17 protein-coding genes and 1 pseudogene are annotated in these 20668 nt (G+C 61.0%); 10 read left to right on the top strand and 8 right to left on the bottom strand.

Annotated elements, in window-relative coordinates; all coding sequences use genetic code 11:
• Positions 1-218: gamma-glutamylcyclotransferase (locus B3F77_RS17965; RefSeq protein WP_293606279.1), on the bottom strand; the 218-nt coding region annotated here is incomplete at its 3' end.
• 103 nt (positions 219-321) lie between these two features.
• Between B3F77_RS17965 and B3F77_RS17960 the strand changes: the two genes are divergently transcribed.
• The 3 genes from B3F77_RS17960 to eda all read left to right on the top strand — a co-directional run bounded on the left by B3F77_RS17960 (position 322) and on the right by eda (position 3612).
• Positions 322-885, top strand: coding sequence for an OmpA family protein (locus B3F77_RS17960; RefSeq protein ID WP_293606278.1), 564 nt, complete (start codon positions 322-324; stop codon positions 883-885).
• Between the two features lie 139 nt (positions 886-1024).
• On the top strand, positions 1025-2959 hold the full coding sequence (gene edd, locus B3F77_RS17955) for a phosphogluconate dehydratase (RefSeq protein WP_293606277.1): 1935 nt from the start codon (positions 1025-1027) through the stop codon (positions 2957-2959).
• 38 nt (positions 2960-2997) lie between these two features.
• Entirely contained in the window at positions 2998-3612 is a 615-nt protein-coding gene (gene eda / locus B3F77_RS17950; RefSeq protein ID WP_414703041.1) for a bifunctional 4-hydroxy-2-oxoglutarate aldolase/2-dehydro-3-deoxy-phosphogluconate aldolase, read from the top strand.
• An 81-nt stretch (positions 3613-3693) separates the two neighbouring features.
• Here eda and gloA read toward each other — a convergent pair whose 3' ends face one another.
• Positions 3694-4104 carry a lactoylglutathione lyase gene (gene gloA / locus B3F77_RS17945; protein WP_293606275.1) on the bottom strand — a complete coding sequence of 137 codons (411 nt, stop codon included), beginning with the start codon at positions 4102-4104 and terminating at the stop codon, positions 3694-3696.
• 242 nt (positions 4105-4346) lie between these two features.
• The gene (locus B3F77_RS17940; RefSeq protein ID WP_293606274.1) at positions 4347-5171 is read right to left on the bottom strand and encodes a DUF3014 domain-containing protein; all 825 of its coding nucleotides are present in this window, start codon (positions 5169-5171) and stop codon (positions 4347-4349) included.
• Between the two features lie 463 nt (positions 5172-5634).
• Between B3F77_RS17940 and B3F77_RS17935 the strand changes: the two genes are divergently transcribed.
• Positions 5635-8655 carry a transglycosylase domain-containing protein gene (locus B3F77_RS17935; RefSeq protein ID WP_293606273.1) on the top strand — a complete coding sequence of 1007 codons (3021 nt, stop codon included), beginning with the start codon at positions 5635-5637 and terminating at the stop codon, positions 8653-8655.
• Here B3F77_RS17935 and B3F77_RS17930 read toward each other — a convergent pair.
• From B3F77_RS17930 to B3F77_RS17915, 4 genes and pseudogenes are all read right to left on the bottom strand, one after another.
• Positions 8648-8788, bottom strand: a pseudogene (locus tag B3F77_RS17930) (dehydrogenase); the annotation flags it as partial. The gene B3F77_RS17935 and the pseudogene B3F77_RS17930 overlap by 8 nt on opposite strands.
• 74 nt (positions 8789-8862) lie before the next feature.
• On the bottom strand, positions 8863-11124 hold the full coding sequence (locus tag B3F77_RS17925; protein ID WP_293606272.1) for a nitric oxide reductase activation protein NorD: 2262 nt from the start codon (positions 11122-11124) through the stop codon (positions 8863-8865).
• 12 nt (positions 11125-11136) lie between these two features.
• Positions 11137-11934 carry a CbbQ/NirQ/NorQ/GpvN family protein gene (locus tag B3F77_RS17920; protein ID WP_293606271.1) on the bottom strand — a complete coding sequence of 266 codons (798 nt, stop codon included), beginning with the start codon at positions 11932-11934 and terminating at the stop codon, positions 11137-11139.
• Between the two features lie 61 nt (positions 11935-11995).
• Positions 11996-13375: a ribulose-bisphosphate carboxylase gene (locus B3F77_RS17915; RefSeq protein ID WP_293606270.1), complete on the bottom strand. Its 1380-nt coding sequence runs from the start codon at positions 13373-13375 to the stop codon at positions 11996-11998.
• Between the two features lie 1293 nt (positions 13376-14668).
• On the opposite strand from B3F77_RS17915, the gene B3F77_RS17910 reads away from it, so the two are divergent.
• Positions 14669-15319, top strand: a complete 651-nt coding sequence (locus tag B3F77_RS17910) for a PEP-CTERM sorting domain-containing protein (RefSeq protein WP_293606269.1) — start codon at positions 14669-14671, stop codon at positions 15317-15319.
• A gap of 542 nt (positions 15320-15861) precedes the next feature.
• Positions 15862-16119 carry a toxin-antitoxin system HicB family antitoxin gene (locus B3F77_RS17905; protein ID WP_293606268.1) on the top strand — a complete coding sequence of 86 codons (258 nt, stop codon included), beginning with the start codon at positions 15862-15864 and terminating at the stop codon, positions 16117-16119.
• Positions 16120-16126: 7 nt separating this feature from the next.
• On the opposite strand, the gene B3F77_RS17900 is transcribed toward B3F77_RS17905, so the two are convergent.
• Entirely contained in the window at positions 16127-17038 is a 912-nt protein-coding gene (locus tag B3F77_RS17900; protein ID WP_293606267.1) for a LysR family transcriptional regulator, read from the bottom strand.
• 137 nt (positions 17039-17175) lie between these two features.
• Between B3F77_RS17900 and B3F77_RS17895 the strand changes: the two genes are divergently transcribed.
• The 4 genes from B3F77_RS17895 to B3F77_RS17880 form a co-directional block, all read left to right on the top strand.
• On the top strand, positions 17176-17931 hold the full coding sequence (locus B3F77_RS17895) for an HAD-IA family hydrolase (RefSeq protein WP_293606266.1): 756 nt from the start codon (positions 17176-17178) through the stop codon (positions 17929-17931).
• The gene (gene rpe / locus B3F77_RS17890) at positions 17928-18617 is read left to right on the top strand and encodes a ribulose-phosphate 3-epimerase (protein WP_293606265.1); all 690 of its coding nucleotides are present in this window, start codon (positions 17928-17930) and stop codon (positions 18615-18617) included. Before B3F77_RS17895 ends, rpe begins: the two co-directional genes overlap by 4 nt.
• A 35-nt stretch (positions 18618-18652) precedes the next feature.
• Positions 18653-19747 carry a class 1 fructose-bisphosphatase gene (locus B3F77_RS17885; RefSeq protein WP_293606264.1) on the top strand — a complete coding sequence of 365 codons (1095 nt, stop codon included), beginning with the start codon at positions 18653-18655 and terminating at the stop codon, positions 19745-19747.
• A gap of 88 nt (positions 19748-19835) precedes the next feature.
• Positions 19836-20668: phosphoribulokinase (locus B3F77_RS17880; protein WP_293606263.1), on the top strand; the 833-nt coding region annotated here is incomplete at its 3' end.

Genomic DNA, 20668 nt, shown 5'->3' with positions numbered 1-20668 from the left:
TTGCAACTGCCGCCGGGCAGCAGGCCAAACACCAGACCCGGGCATTCCGGTGTGCCGCGGTTGAGGCGGCTCCACATCTTCAGCGCGCGGTGGTAGCCGCGAAGGATGGCAAAACGCTCTTCTGCAAATTCAAATTCCGGCCGCCAGATCAGCGAGGCGTAGGCAAAAATCCAGAGATCGGTCTGGCCGCCCCATTCGCGCATGACGGCCTCCAGCATGGGCACCGGATCGCGGATGGAAGCGGATGAGGGCGCTGGGTTTACTGAATTTTCCACAAGCGCACTTTACAATGCGCTGAGTTTTTGTGACGGGAGTCGGGTAATGTTTTCTCAGGACGATGATGGCCAGCAGGGCCTGGTATTGGTGCTCATTTTTGGCCTGTTGGCGTTTGTCATTGCGCTGGTCATCGGCATCGGTGTTCATCAGCGCCACCCACCCACCCCTTCCGTGAAAGCCGCTCCTGTCGCTTTGGCGCCGCAGCCCGTCAGTCCGGTGCCGCCGCCAGAGACCGCTGTGAGCGCCGCGCAAGCCGCTCTGGCCGCACAGACCGTTTCGGATGCGGCCAGCGTCAAGGTCGAACAGGGTGTTGTGAAGTTTTACTTCGCCTCCGGCAAGGCAGACCTGGCACCGGGCGCCAGCGAAGCGCTGGCCGATGTGGTCAAGGGTGCCCAGTCGGGCCGCAAGCTGGTGATCTCGGGTTTTCACGATGCCACCGGTGACGCCGCCAAAAACGCCGCCCTGGCCCGGCAACGTGCGCTGGCGGTGCGTAACGCCCTGAAGGCTTTGGGTGTGGCAGAGCAGCAGATGGAACTCAAAAAGCCCGAGCCGCTGGCTGGCAATGGCAGCGACGCCGAAGCGCGTCGCGTGGAAATCAGCCTTCAATAAGCGCCGCGACGGCACGCCTCTGCAGGCATTTTTTGCGCCGCGTTTGGTAACCGCGCAGTAACCATAACCATGTCAAATGCATAGGTAACCGGTTAGTATGGACCAAGTAATAAAGTTACAAACCCTAAAGGCGCACAGCATGGCTCTTCATTCCGCGGTTTCAGATATCACGGCCCGCATTAGCGAGCGCAGCCGCCCCACGCGCAGCGCCTACCTTGAGCAGCTGCGCGCAGCCAGCACACGCGCGCCTAGCGTTGATCGCATGGGGTGCGCCAATCTGGCGCACGCCGTTGCCGGTATTCCGCTAGACGACCGCTTCAAGATCGTGACCCAGCACGCCCCCAACATCGGCATCGTCACGGCCTACAACGACATGCTGTCGGCGCATGCGCCGCTGCAAAGCTACCCCGCGCTGATCAAGGACGAAGCGCGCAAGCTGGGTGCCACAGCGCAAGTGGCGGGCGGCGTGCCCGCCATGTGTGACGGCGTCACGCAGGGCACCAGCGGCATGGAGCTCAGCCTGTTCAGCCGCGATGTGATCGCCATGGCCACGGCCGTGGCGCTGTCGCACGACATGTTTGATGCCGCGCTGATGCTGGGCGTGTGCGACAAGATCGTGCCGGGCCTGCTGATTGGGGCGCTGCAGTTCGGCCATTTGCCCACGGTGTTTGTCCCCGCAGGGCCCATGCCTTCGGGTCTGCCCAACAAGGAAAAAGCCCGCGTGCGCGAGCAGGCCGCCCAGGGGCTGGTCGGGCGCGAGGCCATGCTTGAGGCTGAACTCAAGTCTTATCACAGCCCCGGCACCTGCACGTTTTACGGCACGGCCAACAGCAACCAGATGCTGTTGGAGGCCATGGGCCTGCATGTGCCCGGCACCGCTTTTGTGGCACCCGGCGGCGCCCTGCGCGACGAGCTCACACGCGAAGCGGTGCGTACCGTGCTGGGGAAGCCGACGCAATTTTCCGCCGGGCTCGCTTCCGAAGGAAAATTAGCCCCCTCGGGGGGCAGCGTAGTACGCGAAGCGACAAGCGTGGGGGCTAAATGCCGACCCATCGGCCAGATTGTTGATGAACGCGCCATCGTCAACGCCATGGTGGCCCTGCTGGCCACGGGCGGCTCCACTAACCACCTGATTCATTGGGTCGCGGTGGCAAGGGCTGCCGGCATTGTGATTGACTGGAATGATTTTTCGGCCCTGTCCGATGTCGTGCCACTGCTGACGCATGTATATCCCAACGGCAGCGCAGATGTGAACCAGTTCCAGGCCGCAGGCGGCACCGGGCTGGTCATTCGCGAATTGCTGGATGCCGGCTTCATGCACGAAGATGTGCTGACGGTCCGGGAATGCGGCATCCGCGAATACACGAGAGAGCCGGCACTGGTTGGCTCTTCGTCGTCTGGGTCTTTGCTGGCCTGGCATGACGCGGGCGACTCCAAAGACGACACGATTGTGCGCCCCGTCGCCAGTCCGTTCAGTCCCAGCGGCGGACTCAAACTGCTGCAGGGCAACCTGGGTCGCAGCGTGATCAAGGTGTCCGCCGTACCCGATGACCGGCATCTGATTGAAGCGCCGGCCCGCGTTTTTGATTCGCAGGAGGCTTTGCTGGCTGCCTTCAATACGGGCGAACTGGAACGCAACTGCGAGGAAAACGCCGCACGCGGCGTGGTGTGCGTGGTACGCTGGCAAGGCCCGCAGGCCAATGGCATGCCGGAGCTGCACAAGCTCACGCCGCCGCTGGCGGTGTTGCAGGGCAAAGGGTTCAGGGTGGCACTGGTCACCGATGGCCGCATGAGTGGCGCATCTGGCAAAGTGCCCGCCGCCATCCACGTGTCACCCGAGGCCGCTGCGGGTGGCCCGCTGGCCAAGGTGCGTGATGGCGACGTGATCCGCGTCGATGCGGTCGCGGGCGAATTGCTGGTGTTGGTCCTTGAAGCCGAGTGGGCCGCGCGGCCTGTGGACCTTATGCCGGATGACTTGCGCCAGCGCAACGGCATCGGCATGGGTCGTGAATTGTTTACCGGCATGCGCCGCCATGCGCTGACGGCCGAAGAAGGAGCGCTATCGTGGATGTAACTTTAGATGTGAGCGGCCCACTGAGCGCCTTGCAGGTCATGCGGGATGCTCCCGTGATTCCGGTAATTGTGCTGACCGATGTCAAGCAGGCCGTGCTGCTCGCGCGCGCGCTGGTGGCCGGCGGCATCCGAATGCTTGAAGTCACCCTGCGCACACCGCAGGCGCTGGCCTGTATTGAAGCGATAGCGCGTGAAGTACCCGAAGCCGTGGCCGGTGCGGGCACGGTGCGCAGCGCCGCCGACGCCCAGGCCTGTGCCATGGCTGGCGCCCGCTTTGCAGTGAGCCCGGGCTACACCCATTCAGTGGGTCAGGCCTGCCGTGATGCCGGATTGCCCTTGTTGCCCGGCGTGGCCACCGGCAGCGAAATCATGGCGGCGCAGGAAGACGGCCTGACCGAACTCAAGTTTTTTCCGGCCATGCAGGCGGGCGGCCCTGCTATGCTTAAAGCCTGGAGCGGGCCGTTTGGCGACGTCCGGTTTTGCCCCACGGGCGGCGTGTCAGCGGCCAATGCGATGGAGTTTTTGGCCTTGTCCAATGTGGTCTGCGTCGGCGGTTCCTGGCTCACGCCAGCTGAGGCGCTGGCGCGTGGCGACTGGGCACATATCACCGCGCTGGCGCAGCAAGCGTGTCAGCTGGCCCGGGCCAACGTTTAATTTCTTAAGAGAAAAAGGCCTATAGCCCAATCAGGACGGGTACAAGAAGCTATTAAAAGTATAGCGGTTTAGCGGTATGGGCTAGCGCAAGCCAGCGCCCACAGCGCCCTCGGCGCGCTGGATCAATTCAATCTTGTAGCCGTCTGGGTCCGTCACAAAGGCAATTACCGTGGTGCCGCCCTTGACCGGGCCCGCCTCGCGGGTGACCTGGCCGCCAGCGGCCTTGATCTTTTCGCAGGCCGCATACACGTCGGGCATGCCCAGCGCGATGTGACCGAAGGCGGTGCCCATTTCATAGCTGTCGGTGCCGTGGTTGTAGGTCAGCTCGATTTCCGCATGCTCCGGGTTGTTGCCATAGCCGACAAACGCCAGGCTGTACTTGTAGTCCGGGTTTTCCGACGTGCGCAGCAGCTTCATGCCAAGCACCTGGGTGTAGAAGTCAATCGAGCGCTGGAGATTACCAACGCGCAGCATGGTGTGTAGAAGTCGCATCGTGGATTCGTCCTGTAGTGAAAGTGATGGGATGAGTCATTGTCGCCAATCTTCCCGGTGCTGTCGCGCAGGACTGAATTCCATGGTGTGAAGGCCGCACGCGCAGCCTGTGCGGCCTGGCGGATGGTGGTATCGGCTTCTGGCCGGGAGTCTGGTCAAGGACTATTTCACCGGATTGTTCATCCTCTTTGAGGACCCGATACGCACCAGCGGACGTCCTGCAAGTCGCCCACTGGGCCGTGCTATAGGGGCTTCACGCGCTTGATGAGTTCCTGACGGATTCCGGCCAGTTTCGCCTTCAGCCGGCGCTCGTTTGTCGACCCGACACGCAGTAGAATTTTCTGCCCCGCTGCCAGCGACTCGAATGCCGGGTCCGCAAACTCGTACCGAACCCAGGGACGCACTGATGGAACAGACCCCTTGACCTCGGTCAGTTGAACCTTCACGGGATAGTCGGCATCCGGCGTTGCAAGCAACTGGTCCATCACCTCGATCAGCCTGTCGTTGAAGTAGCGCTTCGGGTAACCCAGTTCCTCGTACGCCTGCTGCAGCAGCGGGTAGATGCGGATGTAGAGGTCCACCGCTTGAGGAGCGCTGATGCTCTCTGCAAGCAGCACCAGCGGCGTGTAGCGCAGGCTGTTATCGGTGCCTATGACCGCGCCGCCGTCGCGTTCCTCGACTGTGAATCGGCCAGCTGTCGGATGGATGGGCCACAACATGGGTGATGCGTGTGCCCGCCCGAGGTTGTCCACCGTCGCAACAAATCGGTGCGGGAAGTCGTCGGTCTGAAAGAACGACATCACCGCCTTGCGGCCCAGAAGATCGGTCAGCGCCGTGCCAATGTCGGCCGTTGCCAGCGGCGGCGCTGCAGCGGGCACTTCGATCGGGTGCTTGATGGCCGGCTCGGGCGGAGTTGCGGCCGTGTTGGGGTTGCTCGGTGCCCGAGCGGCCAGCGGTGCAGCGGGCGCTTGCTGCATCGGCTTCGACATGCTCCGCCACAGCAATGCCGCGCCGACGACAGCGGCGGCGACGGCGACGACCAGCAGCAGGCGCCGTCCCGTGCTCATGATGTTGGCCGCGCAAGCGGAGAGGCCGTCATCCCGCAATCTCCGGGGGATCGGCCTTTACGCTCGGGTGTGGTGCAGGCTTGCGGATGCATGGGTGTCAATTTACCACGCCTTGAAGGCGTCCCAATCGGCATGTCGAGGAGAGGCCTTCTGCGCAATGCCATCAGGCAGGCTGGCGGCGTAGGATTCGAAGCTTACACAGCATCGTCACGGCAAAAAAAATGGCACCGGTCCCATGGCTGGCTTGAATGATTGCAATGATGCGGCGGTCACGATGCCCGGGACTGAGTGACTGCCTCGCCATGCACTCTGGAATGCGGTGCTCATTTGCAACATATATGGCTGTATGAAAAACTTTTGCGTCAAAACTCTGCGCTTTGCGCCAGAATGGACGCAGGCTTGAAAAAAGCGATTATTTTGATCATCAGGCGCTTCTTCCAAGCCGCATTTATCGTCCTAAAAAATGACACGACGCAATTGGGGTAAGTGGCTGTTACTCATCATCCTGTTCGGGTTGCTGGCGGTTGCGGCCCTTCTGGTCAACAACGAGTTGCGCTCGTCTCAATGGCAAGCGCGCTATCTGTCCGAATTGGGTCGTGAACTGACGTTCAGGCTTGAGCCGGGGCCAAGTCCATCGATCCGTTTCCCTCAATCCGGTCCTTACGACGAACGTCTCGGGTATAGCAAGATTCCTGCTTTTACCCAGTTCCTGACGGCGCACGATTACCAGATCACACAACAAGCGCGCATCTCGCCACGGCTTGCAGAACTCACGGACAGAGGACTGTCTCCGCCCTATCACGAGAAGAGCCAGGCGGGCCTTGACTTGCTCGATTGCAACCAGCAATCTCTGTACTCTGAACGTTTCCCCGAACGCAGCTACAAGCATTTCAATTCGGTGCCGCGCTTGCTGGTGGACACACTGCTTTTTATCGAGGACCGTGACTTACTCACGACTCGCTATCCGCTTCGTAATCCCGCGATCGACTGGAGCCGCTTCGGCAGGGCCATTTCCGACCAATTGCTGCATGTGATTGACAAATCGCACCAGACGCCAGGCGCCAGCACGCTGGTCACGCAGATCGAGAAATATCGTCATTCGCCTGACGGTCGTACCGCATCGCCGCAGGAGAAGCTGCGGCAGATGGCATCGGCCTCGGTCAGGGTTTATCTGGACGGCGAGAGCACTCTCCCCAGACGCCAGCAGATCATGATGGATTATCTGAATACCGTACCGCTTGCGGCGAAGCCCGGCTATGGCGAGATCGACGGCCTGGGCGACGGTCTGTGGGCTTGGTACGGGCGCGATTTCGCGGAGGTCAATCAGCTCCTGGACAGCAAGGCCAGCCCATCGGAAGGAGATCAGCTACAGCGCAGGGCGGAGGCCTTCAAACAGGCGCTTTCGCTGATGATCGCGCAACGCCGGCCATCCTACTACCTGCGAGAAGGGACGGCGGACCTGGCGCAGTTGACTGACAGTCATTTGAGGGCGCTGGCCGCAGCGGGAATTATCCCGGTGGCGCTGCGCGATGCGGCGTTGCCGATCACGCTGAATCTGCAGCAGAAGGCCGCAAGCGGACCAACGATCTCATTTGTCACCCGCAAGGCGGTGACAGCGTTGCGTGCCCAACTTTCTAGTTCCTTGCACGTCAATCATCTTTACGATCTGGACCGTCTCGATCTCACCGCAGCCACGACCCTGAATGGCGACATGCAGCGCGCGGCGACGACTGTGCTGCGGCAGCTCAAGCAACCAGCCAACGCAAAAGCGGCGGAACTGTATGGTTACAACATGCTCACCGCCGGCGATGATCCGAGCAAGCTGATTTTCAGTTTCACGCTGTTCGAGCAACGCGGCGGCGCCAATCTGCTGCGCGTGCAGACCGATAATTTCGATCAACCCTTTGACATCAACGAGGGCGCCAGACTCAATCTGGGATCCACCGCCAAGCTGCGCACGCTGATCACCTATCTCGAAATCATCGCCGATCTGCATCAGCGTTACGCCGGCATGACGCCGAAGGAACTGGCCCGGGTGCCCGTGGAGAAAGAGAACGTATTGAGCCTCTGGGCGATCGCCTACCTGGCTAAAGCGCAGGATCGGGGTTTGCCTGCGATGCTGGAGGCAGCGATGGAGCGGCGCTACTCGGGCAGCCCGGGGGAAGTGTTTGTGACCGGGGGAGGGGTGCAGACATTCTCGAATTTTGAGGCCGCGGAAAACTACCAGGTGATGACGGTACGCGAAGGCTTCCAGCAATCGGTGAATCTGGTTTTTGTGCGGGTCATGCGCGACGTGGTGCGGCATTACAAATTCAAGATGACCGGCGACAGTGCTGAACCGCTGGAGACTCAGAGCGGGTCGAAACGGCAAGAAATCCTGTCGCGCTTTGCTGACAAAGAAGGACGCCAGTTCATGGTCCGCTTCTATAAAAAATTCCAGGGCAAGACGCCACAGGAAGCGCAGGAATTGTTATTGGAACACCTGCGTCCGGCGCCGGCACGGCTTGCCACGGTGTTCCGCAGCATCGAGCCGGACGCGGATCTGGCGCATTTCTCCGTCTTCATGCGCGAGCAATTCCCCAAAGATGGCGTGTCGGAGGCCACGTTGAAAGCGCTGTATGAAAAATACGGGCCGGACAAATTCTCACTGGCCGACCGCGGCTACATCGCTGGCGTCCATCCATTGGAGTTGTGGCTGCTCGGATTCATGCGCCAGCATCCGGAAGCGACCTTGACGCAGACGCTGGACGCAAGCCGCGACGCGCGCCAGGATGTCTATGCATGGCTATTCAAGACACACAATAAGAATAAACAGGATAAACGGATCCGGCAAATGCTGGAACTCGAAGCTTTTCTGGAGATTGGCCGCGACTGGCGGCGACTCGGTTATCCGTTCGAATCCCTCACGCCCTCTTATGCCAGCGCGCTTGGCGCCTCGGGCGACCGACCCGCCGCGCTGGCGGAGTTGATGGGGATCATCGTCAATAAAGGCATGCGTCTGCCGCTCAGAAAATTACAAAGCCTGGACTTTGCGCAAGGAACGCCCTATGAAACACACTTTGAGAATAGCGGGCCTACGGCGGAACGACTTTTGCCCGAGGAGATAACGGACGTGGTGCGTCGTTCGTTAATTAGCGTGGTGGAGGGCGGCACTGCTAGACGGCTCAAGGGCGGCTTGCTGCAAGCGAATGGCAACCGGGTGGAAGTTGGCGGCAAAACCGGCACCGGCGACCATCGCTTCGAGGTCTACGCACCGGGCGGCAGACTGATTTCCTCGCGTGCGGTGAACCGTTCCGCCACTTTTGTATTCTTGATGGGCGATCGCTTCTTCGGCACCATGACCGCCTACGTCCACGAGCCCTATGCGGCCAACTACAAGTTCACCAGTGGACTCACAGTGCAATTGGTCAAATCGCTGATGCCAACGCTTCTTCCCATGATGCAAACGCAGGCCAGCGACGCTGCGTTAGCCTGCCAGCATTGATTGCCAGATAAGCCACGGTGTCGGCAATTTCGGAAGGTTCGCCCAGGCGCTTCATGGGCGTGCGGCTCATGATTTTTGCCTTCGCTTCATCACTGGTCAGCAGCGCTTTGGCGGCCAGTTCGGTGGCAATGGTATCGGCCTCTTGGTGCTATGTTCTTAATAGCTGCTTGCGCAGACTGTTCGGGCGCTACAGCCTGTTTTGATGCCTTATCGCGTCAGGCTCAGAAACAGCTTGGTCAGCCGTTCGGGAAGTTGTTCCACCCGGTCCACCACGGTGGCGTGGTGGCCAAAGATGTCGTGCACATAGGCATCGGCCTGCGGGTCCAGGCTGATGCAGTGGCTGTGGATGCCCTGCTGCGCCAGCTCCTGCACGGCCTGGCGCGTGTCGGCTACCAGCGCCTGGTCATCGGGCACATCCACGTCGGACGGGCGGCCGTCAGTGAGCACCAACAGCAGTTTTTTGTCAGCCGTTTGCGCGCCCAGGTAGTGCGCCGCGTGGCGCATGGCGGCACCCATGCGGGTGGAATACGCGGCCTGCAGGGCGGCCAGCCGCGCCTTGGCAGAATCGCCCCAGCGCTCGCCAAAGCCCAGGATGTGCTGGTAGCGCACGTCGTGCCGGGTGTTGGAGTGAAAGCCTGCCAGCGCAAACGGATCGCCGAGCTGGTCAATTGCCCATGCCAGCAGGGCCACGGCCTCCTGACTCAGGGCCAGCCGGGTTTGGCCGGTGCCCGGTACGGTGTCGTTGAGCGATTGTGACAAGTCCAGCAGCACCAGCACCGCGATGCTGCGGTCATTCGTGCGGTGGCTCATGAGGATGCGTGGGTCGGGCTGGGCGCCGGCGCGCCAGTCGATCAGCGAACGGATGGCCACGTCCAGGTCCAGCTCGCTGCCATTTTCCTGGTAGCGAATGCGCACGCGGTTTTGCGGCTTGAGCAGGTCCAGCAGTTGCTGCAGCTGGCGCGCCAGACCCGCGTGTTGGTCCAGCAGCGCGTCGATGCGGCTGGCATCGCCACTCGGGTGCAGAGCTTCATAGACGCTGACCCAGTCGGGCCGATAGCTCTGGCTGGCAGCATCCCACTCGGGATAGTGGCGTGGCGGCAAGCCTTGCACTTCTGCCTTGGCGGGCGGGCGCGTTTCGCTGAAGTTGTCTTCTTCGTCGCCCGCTTCGATGAAAGTCCACAGGTGGCGGTTGTCGTCGCGGTAGCTGACCACGGTGTTTTCAAAATGCACGCGGGCCAGCTGATCGCTTTGGCGGCGGGTGCGTGTGGCGTGCTGCAGGGCCAGTGCCTGCATGGCCTGGGTGCTGGATTCGCTGCCATCGAGCAGGGCATGGAAGGCTGCCACACAGTCGTTGAGCGCCGTATCGGTGTAGCCATGGGTGGGCTCCAGCAAGGCGCGTGAGAGCATGGCCAGCCGATGGCGCAGGCAGCTGACCACAGTTGGGTCGCAGGCGCCTTCCAGCGGACGCGGGTGTAGCGCCAGCAGCAGCGGCCGCAGTCCGGGGTAGTGGCGCAGCAGCAGGTGGTCGATGCGGGCGTCTTCCAGGCATTCCACGGTCAGGCGCTGCAGCGGGCTCAGGTTGTCGGCCACCAGTTGCTGGCTCCAGCGCCGGTGTCCGGCCAGGTGTGCCAGCGCCACGCGGTAGCGGTCCAGGCCGCTCACGCCGTGCAGCGTGTCGTACACATCGGGCAGGCAAATGCTGTCGCCAGGGGTGTGGAACGTCGTCCACGGTGCGGGGGCGGGCGCTTCATCCAGCCCGGTGGTATAGGCGTGCAGCGGAGCGTTGTCCTGCCACAGGGCGCGCAGCGTCAGGTCCAGCTGGCGTTCCACATCCACCAGCAGCGTGCCGTGGCGTTCGCGTTGCAGCACGGCGCGGCTGTCGGGCATCTGCAGGGCAAAGTAGTCGCGCTGGCGTTCGGGGTGGTGCTGGTAGTGGCGCACGCCATAGTCGGCCCAGCGGGCCAGGCCGGCGACCGTCAGCACGCCGAGCAGCCGGGGCGCTTGCTCCAGCAGCACCGGCAGGCCGGGGCTTGCAAACGTGGCATGGTGGCCGTGCAGGGACACGGTGGTGCGGGCCATCACTTCGCGCACCGTTTGCAGGTAGTGGCGCAGCGGGTCCGGCCCCTGCAGGCGACGCGCCACGGCGGTCAGGGTTTGCAGCAATGGCGCCATGGCACCGCTGTTGGGCGACTTTTGCATCGTATGCAGCAGGGCCGCCACGTCGGTCAGCACTTCTTCACCAGCGCTTTGGGCGGCTTGCGGCCACTCCTGCAACAGCGCCAGCATCGGCTCGGGGCCACGGCCCATCTTGCCCAACGCGCGGGCAGCGTCCAGATACGCCTGCAGGCCTGCCGGACTGAGCACGCGGGCGGCCTCCAGCAGGCAATCGGGCAGCACGGCCTGCACGACTGCAAAGCTGCAATCGAGCTGCTTGCGCCAGGCTTCAAGTTGCTCGGGCGAGGGAACCATGTTTGACAGCCCTCAGGCAAATACCGCGTCTATGGTGTGGTCCAGCGTCTGCCGAATGTCGGCGTCGTCGGTGATGGGGCGCACCATAGCCATGCGGCAAGCCTCGGCCGGGGCCACGCCACCCATGATCAGCGTGGCCGCATAGACCAGCAGCCGGGTCGAGATGCCCTCGGTCAGGCCATGCCCCTTGAGCTGGCGGGCGGCGTGGGCGATTTGCACCAGCTGCGCGGTACGCGCGGTGTCCAGCCCGGTTTCCTGGCTGACGATCTGTGCTTCCAGTTCAGCTGGTGGGTAGTCGAACTCAAAGGCGGTGAAGCGCTGCTTGGTCGACGGCTTCAGGTCTTTCAGCAGGCTCTGGTAGCCCGGGTTGTAGGAGATCACCAACTGAAAGTCCGGGTGCGCGTGGACGGTCTCGCCTTTTTTGTCCAGCGGCAGCTGTCGGCGGTGGTCGGTCAGCGGGTGAATCACCACCGTGGTGTCCTGTCGCGCCTCGACGATTTCGTCCAGGTAGCAGATGGCCCCCAGGCGGGCGGCCACCGTGAGCGGGCCGTCCTGCCAGCGGGTGCCACCGGCATCCAGCAGGTAGCGGCCCACCAGGTCAGAGGCCGTCATGTCTTCATTGCAGGCCACAGTGATCAGCTGGCGGCCCAGCCGGTGCGCCATGTACTCAATAAAACGCGACTTGCCGCATCCCGTCGGACCCTTGACCATCACCGGCAAACGGGCCGCGTAGGCCGCCTCGAACAGCACCACCTCGTTGCCTTGGGGCTGGTAAAAAGGCGGCGCGGTGGCTTGGGTCAAGGTGGTCATGGCTTAATTGTTTGAGGACAGAGCTACGCTGCGCTTCGGTCTGTCCGGCAAGGTTTCAGGTTTAACGGTGAGTGCCCAGCTTGTCGCGCCAGCCCGGGAACAGCATGTCCGCGTCTTTCGGGAAAGACTCGAAGGCGCGCGCAAATTCCGGGTGCTCCTTGGCCCACTCGATCGGGTCGGCCTTGGCCTTCCAGCATTCGTAGGCCTGGCGCAGCGACGTGGCACCCGCTGCCGGGCTGTCGATGTGGCCGTAGGCGCCACCACCGGCGGTGTTGATGACATTGCCGTGGCCCAGGTTTTCAAAAAAACCGGGCAGGCGCAGCGCGTTCATGCCGCCCGAGATGATCGGCGTGGTCGGCTTCATGCCGAACCACTCCTGGTGGTAGGCCGGGCCGGTGTAGCTGTCGCGCTCGATGATGTAGGCAATGGCGCGGTCGTCGTTGCTGCCTTCCATCTTGCCGTAGCCCATGGTGCCGACGTGGATGCCTGATGCGCCCTGCAGACGGCTCATCTTGGCCAGCACGTAGGCGTCATAGCCGCGCTTGGCGCTGGGGCTGGTCACGGCGCCGTGGCCAGCGCGGTGGTAGTGCAGGTACTGGTTGGAAAAATGCCGGCGCGCCGTGGTGATCATGCCGGGGCCGCCCACGTAGCCGTCCACCAAAAAGGCCACCTTGTCGGCGTCAGGCCCGAAGGTGCGCAGGATGAACTCGCCCCGAGCCAGCATTTCATAATGGTCGTCGGCGGTGATGTTGGCTGAAAACAGCTTGGCCTCACCGGTCTCGTCCATGGCGCGCTTCATCGCGTCGTACACCAGCGGAATGGTCTTGGCCATGGGCGCGAACACCTGGTTGCCCTGCGGTTCGTCGTTCTTGATGAAGTCTCCACCCAGCCAGAACTGATAGGCCGCTTTGGCAAACGGCTCGGGGCGCAGGCCCAGCTTTGGCTTGATGATGGTGCCCGCAATGTAGCCACCGTCTTTGACGGGGCGGCCCAGAACACGCCACAGGTCAGAAATATCTTTGGACGGCCCGTCGAACAGCTGAATGGCGCGTGGCGGCATGTAAAAGTCGTACATCTTCGCGTGCTCGATGTCGCCCATGCCCTGGTTGTTGCCGATCACCAGCGTCAGGAACGACACGATCATCATGCGGCCGTCGGTGATGTTGCGGTCAAACAGATCAATGGGAAACGCAATGCGCGTTTCTTCGGTGGCTTCGTCAATCAGGTACACCAGCGCGTCCACGCCCTTGGTGAATTCGTCGGTGGTGGACACCTCCACATTGGTGCCGGTGGACGACTCGGCGGCAAAGTGCGCGGCGGCTTCCAGGTAGCCGTGTCCGGCCTTGGGCTTCATCTTGTAGGCCACCAGAATATGGTGGCCGCCTTTGATCAGGTCTTCTTCCTTCAGGCTCAGGTCAGCGTAGCGATTGGATTGGTCCATGCGAAATCTCCGGTGGTGTGTGGCGATGAGCCTGACTATAGGGAGGGCTATTCATAAAGAAAATTCAAATAAATTTCTTGTTGAATCAGTTTTTTGTGATGATTCGAGAGAAGGAACAATCAGCCATTCAACCTGGCATTAACCTAAAAACGGCAGTTGACCGCTTGATTACTTTGTTAAATCCGCATGAAATCGAGCTTTTTCGCCTTCGATGACGTTCACCTTTTAGATCAGAGCGCTACGCACCCGATGGCACTGCGCTTGCCGCGCCATACGGCGTTACTCCGCCTTGCGGGCAGTAGCCCGCTGCGTTGTCGCGCCTTGTCTGGCACGCCAATCACAGCACCCTCGGGCGCGTCCAACTGCCGTTTCTAGGTTTAACCCTGTGGAACAAGGAGTGTCGCCGTGCCGCCCACCGATTTCATCGTCGCCATGCCGCATGAGGGCCTGGACCTGATGCCATCCAACCCGGTGCCAACCTGCCCCAGCGCTTGGTCAACGAACTGAATGAAGAAGGCCTGCCGCTGCTGCAGCGTTGAGGTTGATCCGCCAGCCCGACGGACCGGCCGCCACCCACGCCGTCACCCCCCGCTGACAGCACACCACAGCCTCTGAACTGAGCACCGCGCAAAGCTTCGTCATGGATTTTTGTGCGCTGCTGGGCCTAGACAAACCGCCCGGCGCGCGACCGAAGAAGCACAAAGCCGCATCCGCTGGCTGCGACCAGGCTTTCAGCATCCTCAAAAATCACTATCAAATCAGGAGCTGCCTACGAAGGTGCAGCAAGGACTATAGCTCGATTTGTCTCAAGAAAATAGGTTTAAAAGGATAGCAGCGTAGTCACCGCTCAACCCTGGCCCGCCACGCTGCCAGAGCAAGTGACCGGCATCGTCCAAATACTGGCAGGCCGTGCAGCCCACTAAGGCATGCCCTCTATGGAGGCCCGCTTCAAAGGCCGTGGCCCCTGGAAAAAGGCCTGCCGATGCTGCTGCAAGCCCTCGAAGCCTTGGTCTGTCACCAGCGTCTGACCCCATTGATACAAGGCCTCCTGTTCAAGTGTCGGATTTTTTTACACTCTCAGCCGGAAATCTTGTCGACGAGTGGCAGTCAGCGGCAGTACAAATACGTAACACCTTGTATTTAAAGCTGATTTAGTTTTCTGTTCTCTGCTGGTATGGATGATGCTTAATGATTGGTGAGGATGATATGACACGGATTGGCGAATACAGTCATCGTGTCTGACTGACCTTATTTCTTATTGTTTTCTATTGGCTTAACTCAAAGGAGAATCACATGGAATCCGTAAAAAAGGTACTCATAAAAACCGCACTGGGCATTTGCGCCATTGTGAGTGCATTCAGCGCTGCGGGACAATCGGCCACCTTGAGTTGGCACGACACGCCAATCATGGGTTCGTACGTCGATGCTACTGTCCCTGGGCAGTTTACGGTAACCGTTAACGGCAGTCCTCAATTAATCCCGGACTCCAATACACTGCCAAGCCAGAGTATCTTCACGTACAACCCTATTGTGTGCTGTAGCAGTGGCCACTTGTATGATCCGGCTGTGGCCGCTTGGGCGGCAAGCTCGGTCAACGTAGACTTAGGCTCCGACTACACCTACAAGGGCAACTGGGCCTTCCTCGGTAACGGTCCAAATCCTGCGTATAACTTCGACTTCCCAACGAACGTCTGGTTGGGCAGTTGGGGCTTCACCATAGCAGAGCTATACAGCAGCGTCACAGATTTCTGGCTTGAAGATGCAGGAAATTGGCAGTACACGGAAACCTGGACGGGCACCGCGGGCCCCGATAACGGCGCGTCCATAACCTTTACCCGTGACTTCGCAGTGGCGTTGCCCGCAGTGGTGCCGGAACCGGCTTCCCTCGCTCTGCTTGGCATCGGTCTGGCAGCACTCGGATTCAGCAGGCGCAGGCGCTCATAAGCTACGCCTTGCTCAGGACAGACCCCGCTTCGGCGGGGTTTTGATTGGTAGTCTCAGTTTACAGATGCGCCCTCGTTTTGCTACTGGTGTCGGCCCTCAGTCAGCAGCGACAGGGCCACCCGTACCGATGACATCCTGACCCACCTGGTGGCCCTCAAAGCCCAGCGCGCCGACCAAGAGCAGCAACGCCGCATTCGCTGCCTGCGCCCGGCGTTCCAGAACCCTGCAAAATCACTATCAAATCAGGAGCTTCCTACGCAGGTGCAGCAAGGGCTATAGCTCGATTTATCTCAAGGAAATCGGTATAAAACTGATAGCAGTTTAGTCGCCGCTCAACCCTGGTCCGCCACGCTGCCCGAACACTGGCAGGCAGCCCCGCAAAGCATGCCCACTATGGAGGCTCGCTTCAAAGGCCGTGGCCACTGGAAAAAAGGCCTGCCGATGTTGCGCAAACCCTCGAAGCCTTGGGCCGTGCATAGCGGGCGGAGGTGCAGGGCGAAGTGGAGTGGTGGTCGTGATGCTACAAACAGCACAAATGATGGATGAACGTCGCCGTCTTTGATTTTTTTTGCAACCAAATAATGCTTTCAATGGATCGCAAAATTCGGCATTGTCGGCACCATGAACAGCAAACACCGCAAAACATTGGAAGCGATCTTTGCCGGCGAGACGGTGGCAAAATGATGCTGCGCGTGCCGCCCGAGGCACATGGCGCAGCCCTGGTAGCTGCCAAGGCAGATGGCATGAGCCTGAACCAGTGGGCGGCCAGGTATTGCAAAACGCGGCTCACGTCTGAGTAGCGGTAATTCAACTCCACGAATCCATCAACGCCCCGCCTTGCTCGATCAAAAACTCCTTGAAGGCCCGGGCGGCGGGGGAGAGCTTTTTGTGGCTCAGATGGGTGATGTACCAGTTGCCCATCAGCGGCATTCCTTCAATGTCCACCAGCGCGATGTGGCCGCTCGCCAGCTCGTGGCGCACGGTGCGCAGCGACAGAAAGCTCAGGCCCATGCCCGCCATCACTGCCTGCTTGATGGTTTCGTTGCTGGGCATTTCCATCACCACGTTCAGGGGGGTCTGGTGTTCGGCAAACAGCCGCTCCATGGCGGCGCGGGTGCCTGAGCCTTGTTCGCGCACCACAAAGCGGTATTCGTCCAGCGCTGAAAACGGCAGGCACTTGCGGCGCACCAAGGCGTGATCGGGCGCTGCCACGATGCTCAGCGGGTTGGTGGCAAAGGGGGTGGCTTCGCAGTCCATGTTGCTGGGCGCGCGGCCCATGACCACCAGATCGGCTTCATTGCGCGCCAGCATCCCCAGGATGTTTTCCCGGTTGTCGATGCGCAGATGGATGTCGATACCCGGAAACTGCTTGCCAAAGCGCACCAGCAGCATGGGCACGAAATACTTGGCGGTGCTGACCACGGCCAGGTCGATACGGCCTTTTTTCATGCCCACATGCTCGGCCATCAGGGCTTCCATGTCTTTGAGCTGGCCCATGGCGGCAATGGCGTGAATTAAAAAAGCCTCGCCTGCGTGCGTCAGCTGAATGTTGCGGCCCAGCGGCTCGATCAGTGGCAGGCCAAAGGCGTCTTCCAGCTGGCGGATCTGCATGGACACGGCGGGCTGGGTGACAAACAAGCGCTCGGCCGCCTTGGACACCGAGCGTTGGCGCGCCACTTCAATGAAGGTCTGCATCTGTTTGAGGGTATAGGGGCGCATGGATAAGCTAAAAATAATAAGTTTTATCTGATGATATTTCAATAAAACGTGATTAGAGTTTATGGGTTGAAGCCATTAAAGTAAATCCACTGTGACTGATTGATGACCCGATTCCAGCCCACCTGTTGAAAAAACCCATGTCTGCAAGCACACTTCAAGCCCTGATTTTTGATGTCGATGGCACGCTGGCTGACACCGAAAGTGCGCACCGCGCTGCGTTCAATCAGGCTTTTGCCGAGGTCGGGCGCGACTGGCACTGGGACGAGGCGCTGTACACCCGGCTGCTGGAGATCTCGGGTGGCAAGGAGCGCATCCTGCACTATTGGCGCGAGGTTCAGCCGGACCTCAAGGACATCAACGGCACGGGTGTGCGCGACACGGTAGAGCGCATGCACGAGCTCAAGACCGCAGCCTATGAGCGCGCGGTGCAGGACGGTGCCGTGCAGTTGCGGCCCGGCGTGCTGCGGCTGATCGAGTTGGCGTATCAGGAAAGGCTGCGCCTGGCGATTGCCACGACCACCTCGCCAGTCAACATCGGGGCGCTGCTGCGCTCGGCCATTGGCCCGGACTGGTCGTATTACTTCATGGTGATCGAGGATGCTTCCACCGCCCTGCGCAAGAAACCACATCCGCAGGTGTATCTGCAAACCCTGCAGCGTCTGCAGCTACCGGCCACTGAATGCCTGGCTTTCGAAGACTCGGCCAACGGCTTGAAGGCGGCCACCGGGGCCGGTCTTGCGACCCTGATCACGCCGAACAGCTTCACCGCCCACCACGATTTCACGGGTGCGCTGCGCATTCTGCCCGATCTTCAAGGCACCACGTTGGCCCATCTGCGTGCCTGGCATGCTGAGGCGCCCGCACATCTTTTTCAGCCCAAGAGACCCTCATGACCCATTCCATCCGCATTGCCCCTTCCATCCTGTCGGCCGACTTTGCCCGCCTGGGCGAGGAAGTGCGCGCCATCGAAAAAGCCGGTGCCGACCTGGTGCACTTCGATGTGATGGACAACCACTACGTGCCCAACCTCACCATCGGCCCGCTGGTGTGCGAAGCGATTCGCCCGCATGTACAAATTCCGATTGACGTGCATTTGATGGTGGAGCCGGTGGACGCACTCATTCCGCTGTTTGCCAAGGCCGGTGCTAACCTGATCACCTTCCACCCCGAAGCCAGCCGCCATGTGGACCGCACGCTGCAGCTGATCCGCGACCACGGCTGCAAGGCCGGCATTGTCCTCAACCCCGCAACGCCGCTGGCCTGGATGGACCATGTGATGGACCGGCTGGACATCGTGCTGCTGATGAGCGTGAACCCCGGCTTTGGCGGGCAGAAGTTCATAGCCGCCACGCTGGACAAGTTGCGCGAGGCGCGTCGCCGTATTGATGTCCACACCGCCGCAGGCGGCCAGCCCATCTGGCTGGAAGTGGACGGCGGTGTCAAGATCGACAACATCGGCGAGATTGCCGCCGCCGGTGCCGACACCTGCGTGGCCGGCAGCGCCGTATTCGGCGCGCCTGACGCGGATGGCGGCTACCGCAGCGTCATGCAGGCCCTGCGCCACGCTGCGGCGGCCTGAGCCATCCCGGAATTTCAAACTCAAGAAAGTCTCCCATGCCTTTGTTTCAACGCTTCACGCTCACACAGTACCTGATTGAGGAGCGCCGCCGCTTTCCTGGCGCCAACGGCGACTTCAATGCCCTGATCCTGGACGTCGCGCTGGCGTGCAAGGCGATCGCACGTGCAGTCGCTTTCGGCGAGCTTGGCGGCGTGCTGGGCAACCATAACGGCGAGGCCGGGGGCTCAGTCAACGTGCAAGGCGAGACGCAGAAAAAACTGGACGTCATCAGTAACCAGTACTTCACGCGTATGAACGAATGGGGCGGCCATCTGGCCGGCATGGCCTCGGAGGAAATGGACGATGCTTATCAAATTCCCGCCCAGCAGCCGCGCGGCAACTACCTGCTGGTGTTTGACCCACTGGACGGCTCCAGCAATATCGACGTCAACGTGTCGGTCGGCAGCATTTTCTCCATCCTGCGCGCGCCGCAGGCTGTGATTGACAGCGGCCGCGACGTGATCGAAGCCGATTTCCTGCAGCCAGGTAGCAAGCAAGTGGCCGCTGGTTATGCCCTCTACGGCCCAACAACGATGTTCATTCTCACCGTCGGCAATGGGGTCAGCGGTTTCACGCTGGACCCCAATCTGGGGGAGTTCATGCTGACGCATTCGCACATGCAGGTACCCGCCGACACGCATGAATTTGCCATCAACGCATCCAACAGCCGCTTCTGGGAGCGGCCCGTCAAGCGCTATGTGGACGAATGCCTGGCGGGCAAGACCGGGCCGCGCGGCAAGGACTTCAACATGCGCTGGATCGCCTCCATGGTGGCTGAAGCACACCGCATCCTGATGCGCGGCGGCGTGTTCCTGTACCCGCGCGACACCAAAGACCCGTGCAAACCGGGCCGCCTGCGCCTGCTGTACGAGGCCAATCCTATCGGTTTCATCATGGAACAAGCTGGGGGCCGCGCCAGCACCGGCCACCAACCCATGCTGGGCGTGCAGCCCACATCGCTGCACCAGCGCATCGGCCTGGTGTTCGGCTCGAAAAACGAGGTGGAGCGCATCGAGCGCTACCACGCCGAGCCCGCCAGCACGGGGCAAGACAATCCCCTGTTTGCCGAACGCAGCCTGTTCCGAACCTAATTTGCTATGGATTAGATAGCTGCTTGCGCCCGTCACACAAGGGCCAAGAGCCTATTTGTCTTGAATTTTTAACTTATGGAGACGCCCCATGTCTGAACGCAATCCCATCATTGCCATCACCGGCTCATCTGGTGCGGGAACCACTTCGGTGACCCGTACCTTCGAAAACATTTTCCGCCGCGAGGGTGTGAACGCCGCCACCATCGAAGGCGACAGTTTTCACCGCTACGACCGCGCCGAGATGAAGCGCAAGGCCGCCGAAGCCGAGGCTGCGGGCAACAACAACTTCAGCCATTTTGGACCGGAGAACAATCTGTTTGCCGAGCTGGAAACCCTGTTTCGTGACTACGCCGCAACGAGCACCGGCCAGCGCCGAAAATACCTGCACGACCCCGAAGAGGCCGCGCCCTACCAGCAGGAACCCGGCACCTTCACTCCGTGGGAAGAGGTGCCCGAGGGCACAGACTTGTTGTTCTACGAAGGCCTGCACGGCGCGGTCGTCACGCCCGAGATCAATATCGCCCAACACCCCGACTTGCTGGTGGGTGTGGTGCCCGTCATCAACCTGGAGTGGATTCAAAAGCTCTGGCGCGACAAGTCCAAGCGCGGCTACAGCACCGAGGCCGTGACCGATACCATACTGCGCCGTATGCCGGACTATGTGAACTACATCTGCCCGCAATTCATGCACACGCATGTGAACTTCCAGCGCGTGCCGATGGTGGACACCTCCAACCCCTTCGTCGCGCGCGACATTCCCTCGCCGGATGAGAGCATGGTGGTGATCCGTTTTGCCAACCCCAAAGGCATTGACTTTCAGTATCTGCTCAACATGATCAACGCCAGCTTCATGAGCCGCGCCAACACCATCGTCGTGCCCGGCGGCAAGATGGAGCTTGCCATGCAACTGATCTTCACGCC

The sequence above is a fragment of the Polaromonas sp. UBA4122 genome, assembly GCA_002381615.1.
In the GTDB taxonomy this organism is placed as follows: domain Bacteria; phylum Pseudomonadota; class Gammaproteobacteria; order Burkholderiales; family Burkholderiaceae_C; genus Polaromonas.
Note: the sequence above shows the minus strand (reverse complement) of the source record. Positions and strands in the feature narration are given on the sequence as shown.

Bases quoted from the DNA above. Each gene is read 5' to 3' on its own strand.
- B3F77_RS17935 (WP_293606273.1), top strand. From the start codon at position 5,635: ATGACACGACGCAATTGGGGTAAGTGGCTGTTACTCATCATCCTGTTC.
- B3F77_RS17885 (WP_293606264.1), top strand. From the start codon at position 18,653: ATGCCTTTGTTTCAACGCTTCACGCTCACACAGTACCTGATTGAGGAG.
- rpe (WP_293606265.1), top strand. From the start codon at position 17,928: ATGACCCATTCCATCCGCATTGCCCCTTCCATCCTGTCGGCCGACTTT.
- B3F77_RS17895 (WP_293606266.1), top strand. From the start codon at position 17,176: ATGTCTGCAAGCACACTTCAAGCCCTGATTTTTGATGTCGATGGCACG.
- B3F77_RS17940 (WP_293606274.1), bottom strand. From the start codon at position 5,171: ATGAGCACGGGACGGCGCCTGCTGCTGGTCGTCGCCGTCGCCGCCGCT.
- B3F77_RS17915 (WP_293606270.1), bottom strand. From the start codon at position 13,375: ATGGACCAATCCAATCGCTACGCTGACCTGAGCCTGAAGGAAGAAGAC.
- eda (WP_414703041.1), top strand. From the start codon at position 2,998: ATGCGGGATGCTCCCGTGATTCCGGTAATTGTGCTGACCGATGTCAAG.
- B3F77_RS17900 (WP_293606267.1), bottom strand. From the start codon at position 17,038: ATGCGCCCCTATACCCTCAAACAGATGCAGACCTTCATTGAAGTGGCG.
- gloA (WP_293606275.1), bottom strand. From the start codon at position 4,104: ATGCGACTTCTACACACCATGCTGCGCGTTGGTAATCTCCAGCGCTCG.
- B3F77_RS17960 (WP_293606278.1), top strand. From the start codon at position 322: ATGTTTTCTCAGGACGATGATGGCCAGCAGGGCCTGGTATTGGTGCTC.
- edd (WP_293606277.1), top strand. From the start codon at position 1,025: ATGGCTCTTCATTCCGCGGTTTCAGATATCACGGCCCGCATTAGCGAG.
- B3F77_RS17925 (WP_293606272.1), bottom strand. From the start codon at position 11,124: ATGGTTCCCTCGCCCGAGCAACTTGAAGCCTGGCGCAAGCAGCTCGAT.
- B3F77_RS17920 (WP_293606271.1), bottom strand. From the start codon at position 11,934: ATGACCACCTTGACCCAAGCCACCGCGCCGCCTTTTTACCAGCCCCAA.
- B3F77_RS17910 (WP_293606269.1), top strand. From the start codon at position 14,669: ATGGAATCCGTAAAAAAGGTACTCATAAAAACCGCACTGGGCATTTGC.
- B3F77_RS17905 (WP_293606268.1), top strand. From the start codon at position 15,862: ATGAACGTCGCCGTCTTTGATTTTTTTTGCAACCAAATAATGCTTTCA.